14 protein-coding genes and 2 pseudogenes are annotated in these 13588 nt (G+C 76.0%); 9 read left to right on the forward strand and 7 right to left on the reverse strand.

Annotation, left to right across the window (positions count from 1 at the left end; all coding sequences use genetic code 11):
* Positions 1-56 precede the first annotated feature (56 nt).
* Both ACVCAH_RS15825 and ACVCAH_RS15830 read left to right on the forward strand, forming a co-directional pair.
* Complete coding sequence (locus tag ACVCAH_RS15825; protein ID WP_447136884.1) at positions 57-917, forward strand: dihydrodipicolinate synthase family protein; 861 nt, start codon at positions 57-59, stop codon at positions 915-917.
* Between the two features lie 77 nt (positions 918-994).
* Positions 995-1792 carry an alpha/beta fold hydrolase gene (locus tag ACVCAH_RS15830; RefSeq protein WP_447136885.1) on the forward strand — a complete coding sequence of 266 codons (798 nt, stop codon included), beginning with the start codon at positions 995-997 and terminating at the stop codon, positions 1790-1792.
* Positions 1793-1906: 114 nt separating this feature from the next.
* Here ACVCAH_RS15830 and ACVCAH_RS15835 read toward each other — a convergent pair whose 3' ends face one another.
* The 4 genes from ACVCAH_RS15835 to ACVCAH_RS15850 all read right to left on the reverse strand — a co-directional run bounded on the left by ACVCAH_RS15835 (position 1907) and on the right by ACVCAH_RS15850 (position 4706).
* Positions 1907-2650 carry an SDR family oxidoreductase gene (locus ACVCAH_RS15835; RefSeq protein ID WP_447136886.1) on the reverse strand — a complete coding sequence of 248 codons (744 nt, stop codon included), beginning with the start codon at positions 2648-2650 and terminating at the stop codon, positions 1907-1909.
* Positions 2651-2769: 119 nt separating this feature from the next.
* Positions 2770-2976, reverse strand: coding sequence for a DNA-binding protein (locus ACVCAH_RS15840; RefSeq protein WP_447136887.1), 207 nt, complete (start codon positions 2974-2976; stop codon positions 2770-2772).
* A gap of 97 nt (positions 2977-3073) precedes the next feature.
* The gene (locus tag ACVCAH_RS15845) at positions 3074-4009 is read right to left on the reverse strand and encodes an aminoglycoside phosphotransferase family protein (protein ID WP_447136888.1); all 936 of its coding nucleotides are present in this window, start codon (positions 4007-4009) and stop codon (positions 3074-3076) included.
* Positions 4010-4097: 88 nt separating this feature from the next.
* Entirely contained in the window at positions 4098-4706 is a 609-nt protein-coding gene (locus ACVCAH_RS15850) for a dihydrofolate reductase family protein (protein WP_447136889.1), read from the reverse strand.
* Between the two features lie 76 nt (positions 4707-4782).
* On the opposite strand from ACVCAH_RS15850, the gene ACVCAH_RS15855 reads away from it, so the two are divergent.
* From ACVCAH_RS15855 to ACVCAH_RS15865, 3 genes are all read left to right on the forward strand, one after another.
* Positions 4783-5373 (forward strand): TetR/AcrR family transcriptional regulator, encoded by a 591-nt coding sequence (locus ACVCAH_RS15855; protein WP_447136890.1) that lies wholly within the window; start codon positions 4783-4785, stop codon positions 5371-5373.
* Entirely contained in the window at positions 5370-5849 is a 480-nt protein-coding gene (locus ACVCAH_RS15860; protein WP_447136891.1) for a GNAT family N-acetyltransferase, read from the forward strand. Before ACVCAH_RS15855 ends, ACVCAH_RS15860 begins: the two co-directional genes overlap by 4 nt.
* Before the next feature lie 64 nt (positions 5850-5913).
* Entirely contained in the window at positions 5914-7062 is a 1149-nt protein-coding gene (locus ACVCAH_RS15865) for a polysaccharide pyruvyl transferase family protein (RefSeq protein WP_447136892.1), read from the forward strand.
* 48 nt (positions 7063-7110) lie between these two features.
* Here the strand turns inward: ACVCAH_RS15865 and ACVCAH_RS15870 are convergent, their stop codons facing one another.
* Complete coding sequence (locus ACVCAH_RS15870; RefSeq protein WP_447136893.1) at positions 7111-7317, reverse strand: hypothetical protein; 207 nt, start codon at positions 7315-7317, stop codon at positions 7111-7113.
* Positions 7318-7400: 83 nt separating this feature from the next.
* Here ACVCAH_RS15870 and ACVCAH_RS15875 point away from each other — a divergent pair, with 83 nt between their 5' ends.
* Positions 7401-7922, forward strand: coding sequence for a DinB family protein (locus ACVCAH_RS15875; RefSeq protein WP_447136894.1), 522 nt, complete (start codon positions 7401-7403; stop codon positions 7920-7922).
* 65 nt (positions 7923-7987) lie between these two features.
* On the opposite strand, the gene ACVCAH_RS15880 is transcribed toward ACVCAH_RS15875, so the two are convergent.
* Complete coding sequence (locus ACVCAH_RS15880) at positions 7988-8851, reverse strand: carbohydrate kinase family protein (protein WP_447136895.1); 864 nt, start codon at positions 8849-8851, stop codon at positions 7988-7990.
* 64 nt (positions 8852-8915) lie between these two features.
* Here ACVCAH_RS15880 and ACVCAH_RS15885 point away from each other — a divergent pair.
* From ACVCAH_RS15885 to ACVCAH_RS15895, 3 genes and pseudogenes are all read left to right on the forward strand, one after another.
* Positions 8916-9387: pseudogene (locus ACVCAH_RS15885) on the forward strand (ATP-dependent helicase); the annotation flags it as partial.
* 104 nt (positions 9388-9491) lie between these two features.
* A pseudogene (locus ACVCAH_RS15890) lies at positions 9492-12185 on the forward strand (DEAD/DEAH box helicase); the annotation flags it as partial.
* Entirely contained in the window at positions 12182-13147 is a 966-nt protein-coding gene (locus ACVCAH_RS15895) for an SWIM zinc finger family protein (RefSeq protein WP_447136896.1), read from the forward strand. The pseudogene ACVCAH_RS15890 and the gene ACVCAH_RS15895, both read left to right, overlap by 4 nt.
* Here ACVCAH_RS15895 and ACVCAH_RS15900 read toward each other — a convergent pair.
* Positions 13142-13399: a DUF3040 domain-containing protein gene (locus tag ACVCAH_RS15900; protein WP_447136897.1), complete on the reverse strand. Its 258-nt coding sequence runs from the start codon at positions 13397-13399 to the stop codon at positions 13142-13144. The genes ACVCAH_RS15895 and ACVCAH_RS15900 overlap by 6 nt on opposite strands.
* Positions 13400-13588 lie beyond the last annotated feature (189 nt).

Below are 13588 nucleotides of genomic sequence, written 5' to 3' on the forward strand. Positions count from 1 at the left end.
TTTCCGTTCAGGAATCTGAACTGGTCCTGCACGGTCATCCGGCCCAGGATGGAGGCATGACACCGACCGGCCTCTACGTCCCGCTGATCACCCCGTTCGACGACTCCGGAGCGGTGGCCACCGACGCCCTCGCCGCGCTCACTCGGCAGGTGCTGGACGCCGGCGCCGCCGGTGTGGTCGCCCTCGGCACCACCGGAGAACCCGCCTCGCTGACCGGGGCGGAGTGCCGGGAGGTGGTCGACGTGGTCGCCGCGGTGTGCCGGGAACGCTCGGCGTCGCTGCTGGTCGGCGCCAGCACCGCCGAGTCGCTGCGCGCGCTGGCGGACCGGCCCGAGGTGGCCGCCGCGCTCTGCCTGGTGCCGCCGTTCGTGCGCCCCGGCGAGGCGGGAGTGCTCGCCCACTTCGCCGAGCTGGCCCGGGTCAGCCCGGTGCCGCTGGTGGCGTACCACGTTCCGTACCGGACGGGGCAGTGCCTGTCGGCGGACGCCCTGCGGCGGCTGGTCCGGGTGCCCGGCGTCGTCGGGATCAAGTACGCGGCGGCCGGGATCGACGCGGACACCACGGCGTTCCTGGCCGACGTGCCCCCCGACGTCGCGGTGCTCGGCGGCGACGACGCGGTGATCGCGCCGCTGCTCGCCCTCGGCGCGCACGGCGGCATCCTCGCCTCCGCGCACCTGGCCACCGCCGAGTTCGTCGCGCTGCTCGACGCGTGGCGGGGCGGCGACGTCGCCCGCGCCCGGCCGCTCGGTCACCGGCTCGCGGCGCTGTCGCGGGCGTTGTTCGCCGAACCCAACCCCGCGGTGGTCAAGGCCGTCCTGCACGCGCAGGGCCGCATCCCGACCCCGGCGGTACGGCTGCCGCTGCTGCCCGCCGCCCCGGAGAGCACCCGGGCCGCGCTGGCGCACCTCGGCGGCTAGCGGGGTCACTGACGCGAACCGTCCGTCGGTGTCGTCCGCCTGGTGTTGGATCGGGACGGGCGACGACGGGGGGCGACGTGAGCTACGCGGAGGTCAACGGGCTGCGGCTCTGGTACGAGTCACACGGCACCGGTCGGCCGCTGGTCCTGCTGCACGGCGGCTACGGCGCGGTGGAGATGTTCGCCGAGATCCTGCCGGCGCTGGCCGAGCGGCGCCGGGTGATCGGCGTCGACCTGCAGGGCCACGGGCGCACCGCCGACGTCGACCGCCCGCTGCGCTACGAGTCGTTGGCCGATGACGTCGCGGCCCTGCTCGGGCACCTCGGGCTGGCCGAGGCCGACCTGCTGGGCTATTCGCTGGGCGGCGGGATGGCCCTGCGTACCGCGATCCAGCATCCGGCGCTGGTGCGCCGGCTGGTGGTGGTCTCCGCGCCGTGCCGGCGGCAGGGCTGGTTTCCCGAGGTGCTGGCCGCGATGGCGGAGCAGGACGAGCAGGTCGGCGAGCGGATGCGGGGCACCCCGCCGCACCTGCTCTACGCGCGGATCGCGCCGAGCCCCGAGGACTGGCCAAAACTCTGGGCCAAGTCCGGTGACCTGCTGCGGCGCGAGTACGACTGGTCGGCGGAGGTGGCCGCGCTGACCGTACCGACGCTGCTGGTCTTCGCCGACGCCGACTCGATCCCGACCGCGCACGTGGCGGAGTTCTTCGGGCTGCTCGGCGGCGGCCACCGGGACGCCGGCTGGGACGGGGCCGGCCGCCCGGCGTCCCGGCTGGCGGTGCTGCCCGGGCTGACCCACTACGACATCGTCCGCTCGCCGGCGCTGCCGGCGGCCGTGCTGCCGTTCCTGACCCATCCGGCCCACCCGCCCGCCTGACCCGATGATCGGTCCGCTCCTGGCCAGCCGAGACGCCGCCGCCCGGTCGAGCCCGGGCACGGCGGCTGTGCGCCACCGCGCCCGGGTGCCGCGGTCGACCGTCCGCCGCCCCGGTCAGCCGGTGAAGCCACCGTCCACGTTGACCACCGCGCCGGTCAGGTAGCCGGCGTCGGCGCCGGCCAGGTGGGCCACCGTGGCGGCGATCTCGGCCGGCTCGGCGAACCGGCCGAGCGCGGTGAAGCCGGCGATCGCCGCCGCGTTGGGCCCGTCGGCCGGGTTGGCGTCGGTGTCGGTCGGCCCGGGGTTGACCAGGTTGACCGTGATGCCCTGCGGCCCGAGCTCCCGGGCCAGGCCCCGGGTCAAACCGACCAGCGCGGTCTTGCTCATCGAGTACAGCGACAGCCCGGGGAAGACCGCGCGTTCCCCGACGTTGCTGCCGATGTTGATGATCCGGCCGCCGGCGGTCAGGTGCCGCACGGCCGCCTGCGCCGCGACGTACGGGGCGCGGACGTTGACCGCGATCGTCCGCTCCAGTTCGTCGGGGCCCAGCTCGGTCACCGGCCCGACCAGGAACACCCCGGCGTTGTTGACCAGGATGTCCAACCGGCCCAGCTCGGCGGCCGTACGGTCGACCGCGGCGCGCACCGCCGCCGGGTCGGCGCTGTCGGCCTGGAGGGCCAGCGCGCGCCGGCCGAGCGCCTCGACCTGCTTCGCCACCACCGCCGCCCGGTCGGCGTTGTGCTGGTAGGTGATCGCCACGTCGGCGCCGTCCTGCGCGAGGCGCAGCGCGATGCCGGCACCGATGCCCCGGGCACCACCGGTGACCAGGGCGACCTTTCCGTTCAACGGGTTCGTCATGACTCGATCATGGAAGCCGACGGTGCCTTCCGTCTGGCGGCGATCGGACGCCTCGTCGCCGACGCGACGTCCGATAACCGCCGGTGGAGGCCACCCGCGCCGGTCGGCGACCGGGACGGTCAGTGGTCGGCGTCGCCGGCCAGGGCGAGACCACGTTCGCGCAGCGCCGCGCGCAGCACCCGGACCGCCTTGGGGCCCACGCCGTGCAGGGCCAGCAGCTCCCGCTCGGTCACACCGGTCAGCTGGGAGAGCCGGGTCCAGCCCGCCTCCGCCAACACCCCGCGGGCCGGGGCGCCAGCCGCCCTCGGAATGTCGTCGTCGTCCATCGTGTCGGCTCCTCGCGGTCTGCGACCTGTCCCGCGGCCGGCGGTGTCCGTGCGGCCGGCCTCCGTGCGGGACGGTAACCCCGGCCACCGACACGGCTCAGCACAGCCGCTGCGCCAGCCAGGGCAGCAGGGCGTCGGCCTGGGCCTGCTGGAACGCCCGGACGGTGGGGATGCCGGGCGGCGGCGGCCGCCGGGCCCCGTCGACGAAGAAGCCGGCCAGGCCGGCGTACACGCCGGTCAGCGCGTCCGGGTCGACGTCGGCGGTGAGCGGTAGCCGGCGCAGCAGCGCCTCGGTGTCGTGCCCGCCATGCAGCCGGACGTTGACCAGCAGCAGCGCGGTGTCCAGCCAGGCCGGTCCGCGGCAGGCCCACGGCCAGTCGACCACGGTCACCGCGCCGGCCGCGTCGAGCAGCAGGTTGTCGGCGCGCAGGTCGGCGTGGCAGAGCGTGTCGCCGTCGAGCGCGGCGAGTCCCCGTTCGGCTGCGGCGCAGAGTTCGGCCAGGTGCCCGGCCGCCCACGGGTCCAGCCCCGGGGGCGGGTCGGCGGCGATCCGGTGCCAGCCGGTGAAGTCGTAGGCCAGGTGCTCGGTGGCGGTCGGCGCGTGCGGCACCGGGTTCGGGGTGAGCGTGGCGGCCAGCGTCTCCAGGGTGGCGAGCACGGCGGTCAGCTCGTCGGCCCGCCACGGGGTGACCGGGTGCCGGCCGTCGACGTCGGTGAGCACCAGCGCCACCCAGGTGCCGTCGTCGTGGCAGCCGAGCAGCCGCGGCGTCGGCGCGGGCCCGGGCAGCGCGGCGGTGTTGCGGGCCTCGGCGCGGTGCAGCCGGGGGCTGACGTCGTTCTGCGCCGGGCTGACCGCCTTGACGAAGGCCCGCCGCCCGCCCGCGGTGCGGACCCGGTCGGCGGTGCCGGGGGAGAAGCCGCCCGGCTGCGACACCGCCTCGACGACCCGGTCGCCGAGGATCCGCTCGACCTCGGCGCGTACGTGGCCGGGCAGGTCGGCCCAGCCGATCCGGGTCGTCGTCAGGCTCTCCACCGGTCCACCGTGGTCGAGGTCGGGACCGGCGGGCAAGCCGATTACCGGCAGCGGCGGCGCTGCCGGTAACCGGTGCCCGGCCCGCCTGTCACGAGGCGGCCGCCGCGCCGGGCGTCCCGTCCGTCGTCTGCGGGCGGGCGTAGTGCAGGACGACCACCCCGGTGGCGAGCGGCCGGGCGTCGAGCAGGGTGAAGCGGTGCGGGTCGAACTCCCGGCTGACCAGCGGGACGCCGCTGCCGGCCACGATCGGGTTCAGCTTGACCACCAGCTCGTCCACCTCGGGCAGCAGCTGGCCGGCCAGGTCGCCGCCGCCGCAGAGCCAGATGTCTCCGCCCGGCTGGCGCTTCAGCTCGCGGACGAACTCCACCGGGTCGGTGTCGAGGATCTCCACCTCGGGCTCGGCGGCCGGGGGCAGCGAGCGGGAGAAGACGTACTGCTTGAGGTGGGCGTACGGGCTGGTGACGCCGATCTTCAGCCCGGGGTCGTAGGTGGCGCGGCCCATCACCAGCGCGTCGAAGCGGCCCTGCGGCCGGTCGATGCCGAACTGGGGGTGGGTGAACGTCGGGAACGTCTGCGGCCAGGACTCGGCGAGGTGGGCCAGCGTCTCCGGGTCGAGCGGGATGAAGTCGGCCGACCCGTCGGGGGCGGCGATGAAGCCGTCGAGGGTGCTGGCGACGTAGTACACGAGCTTGCGCAAGCGGATCTCCCAATCACTACTGATGTCGTGGATGCAGACAGTACAACACCTGTCGTGGTTGCGCTAGGGTGTTCCCGTGGCACGAAATCCGGAACGGCGGGCGGCGCTGGCCGACGCCGGGTTGCGCGTGCTGGCCGCCACCGGCGCGCGCGGGCTGACCCACCGGGCGGTGGACGCCGAGGCGGGCGTGCCGACCGGCACCGCCTCGAACTACTTCCGCTCCCGGGACGCCCTGCTCGGCGCGCTCGGCGAGCGGATCATGGAGCGGTTCGCGCCGGACGAGCGGGTGCTGGCCGAACTGGGCGCCCGGGAGCCGTCGCTGGAGCTGTTCACCGACTACCTGCGCTACATCGTCGAGCGGACCACCCGGCAGCCCGAGCTGACCCGGGCCCTGATCGAGCTGCGCCTGGAGGCGGTCCGCCGGCCCGACCTGGCCCGGATCCTCGGCGGCACGCTGCGCCGCGGCTACCGCGACGACGTCGCCTTCCACGTCGCGGCCGGGCTGCCCGGTGGCGCGTTCGAGGTGGCCCTGCTGCACTATGCGGTGGACGGGCTGCTGCTCGACCTGCTCACCACCTCGATCGGCGCCGGGTTCGACACCGACCAGGTGGTGGCCGCCTTCGTGTCCCGACTGGTCGCCGCCCCGCCGCCGGAAGGAGCATCGTGACCCTCTCCCTGATGCCGATGACGGCCGCACAGCTGGCCCGGCTGCGCGTGCCGCTGGAGCTGTCGTACGCCGAGGGTCTGGCCCGCACCGACGACCTGACCCCGCAGGCCGCCCGGGCGCAGGTCGCGCTCCAGGTCGACCGGCTGCTGCCGCACGGCGCGGCCACCACGGGCGTGCTGCTGCGGGTGGCGGTGGCCGACGACGCCGAGGTGGGCTGGATCTGGGTCACCCTGCCCGGCGAGGACCGCCCGACGATGGCCTGGATCCACAACATCGAGGTGCATCCCGGGCACCGGGGCAAAGGGTACGCACGAGAGATGATTCGGCTCGTCGAGGCGGAACTCGCCCGGCTCGGGGTGGGCCGGCTCGGGCTCAACGTCTTCGGCGGCAACACCGCGGCCATCCGGGTGTACGAGAGCCTCGGCTTCCAGGTCACCGCCCAGCAGATGGCCAAGCCGATCACCCCGGCGGGCTGACCTCAGGACTGTTCACCGGTGCAACGGGAAACCGGCCCGGAACGCACCTGGGGAGGAGCGACGGATGACGCGTGGCGCCGGACTGACCATCGGTGTGCTCGGCTCGTACGGCGGTCGCAACCTCGGTGACGAGGCGATCCTCACTGGCCTGCTCGCCGACCTGCGCGAGCAGGAGCCGAACGGCCGGATCATCGTCTTCTCGCGCAATCCGGCACACACCCGCGTGGCCCACCCCGACGTGGAGGCGGTGCCGTGGGAGGGGGTCAGCCGCACCGACTCCGCGCTGGTGCTGGCCCAGCTCGACCTGCTGATCCTCGGCGGTGGCGGAATCCTCTACGACAAGGAGGCCCGCCGCTACCTGCGGGTCGTCCGGGTCGCCCAGGAGCGCGGCCTGCCGCTGCTGACGTACGCGGTCGGGGTCGGGCCGCTCAGCGAGGGCGTGGACACCGGGATGGTGCGGGAGACGCTGGCCAGCGCCACCCAGGTGACCGTGCGGGACCAGGAGTCCCGGATGGTGCTGGAGGAGGCCGGGCTGCTCAACCCGATCACGGTCACCGCCGACCCGGCGTTCCTGCTGGAACCGGAGGACTTCCCGGCGCACCTGCTGCGCGAGGAGGGGGTGCCGGCCGGCAAGCGGCTGATCGGGATCAGCGTGCGGGAGCCGGGCCGGGCCGCGGAACGGCTCGACGTGGACGGCTACCACCGGCTGCTCGCCCAGATCGGCGACTTCCTGGTGCACCGGGTCGACGCGTACGTGCTGTTCGTGCCGATGGAGCGGGACGACATCCGGCACTCGCACGGCGTCCTGTCCCACATGATCGCCGCGGAGCGGGGCCGGATCCTGCACGGCACCTACTCGCCCCAGCAGGTGCTCGGCCTGATGCGCCACTTCGACCTGGCCGTCGGCATGCGGCTGCACTTCCTGATCTTCGCCGCCATGGTGGGCACGCCGTTCCTGCCCCTGCCGTACGCCGGCAAGGTCTTCGACCTGGCCCAGCGGCTCGGCGTGCCGGCGCTGCGCGGCGTGGAGCGGGAGGTGGAGGGCCCGCTGCTGGCCGAGGTGGACCGGCTCTGGGACGAGCGGGAGCACCGGGCCGAGGCCACCGCCCGGCGGGTGGCCGAGGTGTGCGACCAGGCCCGGGGCACCGCGCAGGTCACCCGCGCGGTGCTGGAGAGCCTGCGGGCCCGGAACCTGGCCCAGGTCGGCGGCTGAAGCCCCGGCGCCGACCCGGATCGCGGCCCGGGCGGCGTGCCCCGCGCGTCACACCGCGGGGCCGCGCCAGGAGTACCGCCAGTCCCGGGCCCGGCCGTCGACGGTCTCCAACTCGTAGATCTCCGCCTGGGCCAACCCCTGCGGACCGAGGTGGTGGTGGGTCAGCGGGGGACGGCCGTTCGGGTCCAGCTCGACGGTGACCGTCTCGCCGTCGGCCGGACCGCCCGCCAAGGGGATCTCTACCGTTGTCGCCATGGGCCCATCGTGCCCCGGCGGCAGCGCCGACCGCAGCGATAGCGGGGCAGCGGGCCGGCCCGGCGCGGGGCTACCGTCAGCCGATGGCGGAGATCCCGATCGACCCCACCCTCGGCCCGGTGCTGGCCCGTACGGGCGACGAGCGGGCCGTGCTCGAATCCTTCCTCGACTTCCACCGCGCCGTGGTGCTGCGCAAGCTGCGCGGCCTCACCGACGCCGAGGCCACGCGCCGCCTGGTGCCCTCCGCGACCACCCTCGCCGGCCTGGTCAAACACCTGACCCTGGTCGAGCGCAACTGGTTCCCGTGCCTGCTGGCGCCCGGCCCCGGTGACGTCTACCTGACCACCGAGGAGGAGGCGCTGGCGAGCTTCGCGCTGACCGGGGAGGACAGCGTCGAGCGGCTCGCCGCCGGATACGAGCGGGCCTGCGCCCGGTCCCGCGAGATCGCCGCGCGGTTCGCGCTCGACCACGTCGTGCCGCACCCGCAGCTCGGCGAGGTCTCGCTGCGCTGGATCCTGGTGCACATGATCGAGGAGACCGCCCGGCACGCCGGCCACGCCGACATCCTCCGCGAGCTGACCGACGGCGCCACCGGCGCGCTCTGAGCCGCCGGGCCGCCGTCCACGGCGGGGCCTGGTCGCGCGGGCCGGCGTGCCGGCCCGGCCCGTGGTCAGGGTGGCGGCAGCAGGCCGGGCCGATACTCCATCCCGTCGTGCGTGCAGGCCGCGGCGGCGACCCGGGCCGCGTACGCCGCCGCGTCGGGCAGCGCCGCGCCCCGCAGCCGGGCGGCGATCAGGCCGGCCGCGAAGGCGTCCCCGGCGCCGTTGGTGTCCACCACCGGCCCCGGGGGTGTGGCGGCTGGCACCCGGTTGCCGCCCGGGTGCAGTTCGGCCCCGGCGGCGCCCCGGGTCACCACCACCGTCCGCGGCGCCAGCGCGGCGGCGAGCGGGGCGGCCGACCCGGCCAGCCGGACCCCGCTGACCAGGACCAGGTCGGTGACCTCGGCGAACGGGCGGTGGTAGGGGTTGGCGCCGTCCCAGTCGTGCAGGTCGGTGGAGATCGCGGCGCCCGCCGACAGCGCGCCACGCAGCGCGGGCAGCAGGCCGAGCGTCCAATCCATGATCGACAGGTGCACGTGCGCGGCGTCCCGGACCAGCCCGGTCAACTCGGCCGGCGCGAACGGGGCCGGCCCGCGCCACGGCCGCGGATCGTAGAGCGACATCCGCCGGCCGGCCGGGTCGACCAGGTTCACCGACCGCCGGGTGCCCGCCGGGTCCTCGGCCAGCACGGTGTGCACGCCGGTGCGGGCCAGCGCGGCCCGGACTACGTCACCGGCCGGGTCGGCGCCCAGCACGTCCAGCACCGCCACCCGCAGGCCGAGAGCGTGCGCGGCGAGCGCCACCCCGGCGCCGGTGTTGCCGATGCGCAGGTCGATCGGGTCGACGGTGACCGAGTCGGCGGCCGGCAGCGGCAGCGCGGGCACCCGCACCCGCACGTCCACCCCGAGGCCGCCGATCACCAACAGGTCGTACATGGGGTTCGACGGTAGCCTGTCCCGGCCGCCTATCCTGGGCCCGGGCGTCGACGAGGGGGAGCACGTGCTGGTCATCCACGGGTTGTGGCTGCCCGGCGACGGCTCGGACGGCGGGCTCGCCGTCTGGGCCGAGGACAGCACCCGGCCGGCCGAGGTGCTCCGCCGGCCCGGCCGCGCCCCGCGGGAGCGCCCGCACCCGTTCGCCGCCGACCACGCCGCGCTCGCCGCCGCGCTGGCCGAGGCCGCCGAGCCGGCCGACCTCGGCACCGCGCTGCTCACCCTGCCCACCCGGGTCGGCGCACCGTTGGACTCACCGGAGCTGGTCCGGACCGCCGCGGTGGCACCGGCCCGCGGGCCGGTCACCCTCGCCGGCTGGCGGGTCCCCGTCCTGGTGTACGCCCCGGACGCCGCGTGGGCGCTGCTGCGCCGTCCCGACCTGACGGCCGCGACGCCCGGCGCCAGCCTGCGTCACCTCGCCGAGCTGGCCGAGTTCGCCGCCGACCTGGTCACCCGTGGCCGGGTGCTGCCCGGCCTCGCCGACGTCCCCGCCCAGGCGACGGATCCGGCCGGCGCCCCCGGCCGGCCCGGCGCCGCTGGTTCCGCCGGGGCCGAACCCGCCGCCCCGGGAGGCGGCGGCAGCGCCCGGGCGGTGTGGCGACCGCTGCTCACCGGCACCGACGCGGCCTGGGCCCGGGCGCTCGCGCTGGCTCTGCCCCCGGCCGCCCGGGCCGTGGTCGAGGTGGACCGGCTCGACCCCGAACCGGACGGAGGTCCGCCGGCCCGGCGCACCCTGGCCGCCCCCGCCCGGGACACCGCCGGTCGCCGGCCCGCCACCGCGGTCGAGGTCGCGCCGGGCGCGCTCGTCGCGCAGGCCCTCGACGCGCTCGCCGACGCCGCCGCCCGGGCGGCGCTGGGCGAGATCCGGCTCGGCCGGGGCGTCCGCCCGAACGGCGCGGTGCCGGCCTGGCTGGCCGCGCTCACCGGCCCACGCCGGGACTTCACCGCCGACCCGGCCGCCCTGGACACCCTCCGCACCGAGCTGGACGCCTGGCAGCGCGACGCCGCAGGCGGCTCGGTACGGGCCAGCTTCCGGCTGGTCGAGCCGCCCGCCGACGAGATCACCGAGCCGGTCGTCGTGGTGCCCGCCGACCCCACGGCGGCGGTCGGGCAGGGCGGGCGCTGGCGGGTCGAGTTCGGGCTCCAGGCGGCCAACGAGCCGAGCCTGCACGTCGACGCCGGGCAGGTCTGGCGGGCCCCGCAGGCGGCGGCTGGCCTGGCCGGCCGGCTGGACAGCCCGCAGGAGACCCTGCTGGCCGAGCTGGGCCGGGCCAGCCGGCTCTGGCCGGAGCTGGACACCGCGCTGCGTACCGCCACCCCGGAGGCGCTGGAGCTGGACGTCGAGGGGGCGCACCGGTTCCTCCGCGAGGGCGCCCCGGTGCTGCACGCCGCCGGGTTCGCCGTGCTGCTGCCGTCCTGGTGGCAGCGCCCCTCGTCGCGGCTGGGCGCCCGGCTGCAGGCGCGCAGCCGGACCGCGCCGGGCACCGTGGCCGCCGCCGCCGGCGGGGTCGGGCTGGACGCCCTGGTCGACTACCGCTGGGAGGTGGCCCTCGGCGACCAGCCGCTGACCGCCGACGAGCTGGCCTCGCTGGCCGCCCTGAAGACCCCGCTGGTCCGGCTGCGCGGCCGCTGGGTGGAGCTGGACCCGAAGCGGCTCGCCGCCGGGCTGCGGCTGCTCCGCTCGGCCGGCGAGCTGACCGTGGCCGACCTGCTGCGGCTCGGCCTCTCCGACGCGGAGCAGCCCGACGCGCTGCCGGTGCTGGAGGTGACCGCCGACGGCGCGCTGGGCGACCTGCTCGCCGGCGCGGTGGAGCGGCGGCTCACCCCGCTCGACCCGCCCCCGGGCTTCCAGGGCACGCTGCGGCCGTACCAGCGGCGGGGGCTGGCCTGGCTGGCCTTCCTCCAGTCGCTCGGGCTGGGCGGGGTGCTCGCCGACGACATGGGGCTGGGCAAGACGGTGCAGCTGCTCGCCCTGCTCGCCGGGGACCCGCCGGCGGCCGGGCCGACCCTGCTGGTCTGCCCGATGTCGCTGGTCGGCAACTGGCAGCGGGAGGCCGCCCGGTTCGCGCCCGGGCTGCGCGTACACGTGCACCACGGCGCCGAGCGGGCCCGGGGGGCGGAGTTCGCTGCCACCGCGCACGCCGCGGACCTGGTGCTCACCACCTACTCGGTGGCGGCCCGCGACGCGGTCGCGCTGGCCGGCATCGACTGGCACCGGGTGGTGCTGGACGAGGCCCAGGCGATCAAGAACGCGGCCACCCGGCAGGCCGAGGCGGTACGCGCGCTGCCCGCCCGGCACCGGATCGCGGTCACCGGCACGCCGGTGGAGAACCGGCTCGCCGACCTCTGGTCGATCATGCAGTTCGCCAACCCCGGGCTGCTCGGCCCGGCGGCCACCTTCAAGAAGCGGTTCGCCGAGCCGATCGAGCGGCACGGCGACGCCGAGGCCGCCGAGCGCCTGCGCCGGATCACCGGCCCGTTCGTGCTGCGCCGGCTCAAGACCGACTCGTCGATCATCTCCGACCTGCCGGAGAAGCTGGAGATGGAGGTGGTCTGCAACCTGACCGCCGAGCAGGCCTCGCTCTACCAGGCGGTGGTCGACGACATGATGGCCCGGATCGAGTCCAGCGACGGGATCGAACGGCGAGGGCTGGTGCTGGCCACCATGACCCGGCTCAAGCAGGTCTGCAACCACCCCGCCCAGGTGCTGCGCGACGGTTCGCCGCTGGCCGGGCGCTCCGGCAAGCTGGCCCGGCTGGAGGAGATCCTCGACGAGGTGCTCGCGGCGGGGGAGAAGGCCCTGCTGTTCACGCAGTACGCCGAGTTCGGCGGCATGCTGCGCGGGCACCTGGCGGCCCGGTTCGGCCGCGAGGTGCTCTTTCTGCACGGCGGGGTGGGCAAGGCCGACCGGGACGCGATGGTCACCCGGTTCCAGTCGCCGGACGGGCCGGCGCTGTTCGTGCTCTCGCTCAAGGCCGGCGGCACCGGGCTCACCCTGACCGCCGCCAACCACGTGGTGCACGTCGACCGGTGGTGGAACCCGGCGGTGGAGGACCAGGCCACCGACCGGGCGTTCCGGATCGGCCAGCGTCGCCGGGTACAGGTACGCAAGTTCGTCTGCGCCGGCACCGTGGAGGAGAAGGTGGCCGCGCTGATCGCCGACAAGCGCGGCCTGGCGGAGCGGGTGGTCGGCACCGGCGAGCAGTGGGTGACCGAACTGTCCACCGCGCAGCTGCGCGAGCTGTTCAGCCTGGAGGCCGGGGCGGTGGCGGAGTGAGCGAGAGCGAGACCGCGAACGGCCGGTTCGCCGACTACGGCCGCCCCCGCCGGGTGGACGGCGGCCTGCGGGCCCGCAGCACCCGGGGCGCCATCGGCCGATCCTGGTGGTCGCGCCGCTTCCTGGAGGTGCTGGAGTCGTTCGCGCTCGGCACCCGGCTGACCCGTGGCCGGTCGTATGCGCGGGCCGGCCAGGTGGTCCGCCTGGACATCGCCCCCGGCCTGGTCAGCGCGGTGGTGCAGGGCTCCCGCGCCCAGCCCTACCAGGTGCGCATCGCGCTGCCGGCGTTCCCGGCCGCGCTCTGGTCCCGGATCGAGGACGAGTTGGCCGCCCAGGCGTTCTTCAGCGCCCGGCTGCTCGCCGGTGACCTGCCGGCCGAGCTGGAGGAGCTGTTCGCCGCCGCGGGCGGCCCGCTGTTCCCAGCCAAGATCGAGGAGCTCGACCAGCGCTGCAACTGCCCCGACTTCGCGGTCCCGTGCAAGCACCTCGCGGCCACCTTCTACCTGCTCGCCGAGGCGTTCGACGCCGACCCGTTCCAGCTGCTGCACTGGCGCGGCCGGGCCCGGGCCGAGCTGCTCGACCGGTTGCGCGCCCTGCGCGCCGGGGTCGCCGGCGACGCCGCGGCCGACGCTGGACAGTCCACGCCAGACACTTTGCCTGGCGATCGACCGTCCACGCCGGACGCCTCGGGCGCGACGGCGACGGCCGGACCGGCGGCGGACACTGCGGACGCCCCGGCGGTCGGCGCCGCGCGGGCGGTGGTCGGTCTGCCCCCGGCGCCGCTGGCCGAGACGGTGGACCGGTTCTGGCTCCCACCGGTGCCGCTGCCCGACCGGCCGCCGAGCCTGGCCACCGGGCCGGACCTGCTACTGCGCCAGCTCGGCCCGCCGGCTCCCGCCATCGGCGGGCCGGGGCTGGTGGAACGGCTGCGGCGGGCCTACCGGGCCCTCGGCGGGTCATAGCCAGCGGCGCCGGTACCGCCACATCACCGCGGCATTGGCCAGCAGCACCACCGCGCAGATCGCCCCGGCCAGCCGGCCGGCCAGCACCGTCATCGCCGGCAGCGAGGCCCACAGCACGATGGTCAACAGCATCAGATAGCGGCCGCGGCGGGCCCGGGCCCGGGTGTCGAGCCGGGCGAAGAACGCCGGGTCGCTCTCCCGGAGGTGACGGGTGATCTGCTCGAACCTGCGCTGATCCTCTTTGCTGAGCATGTGCCTTCCCCTCACGCGTTCAGCGGTTCGGCGGCATACCCGCTGCGGCGGCGGCTCACGCTCCCGTCCTGGTGCCACTTTGCCCTCGGCCGGGGTCGGGCGCTTCCCGCCGCGGTCGTCGGCGGCGCTCCCACGCCGGAGCCGACCCGCCCCGCGTGACGCGCCGCCCGGACCACCTCAGCTGAGGCT

This window comes from Micromonospora sp. LZ34 (assembly GCF_052981855.1).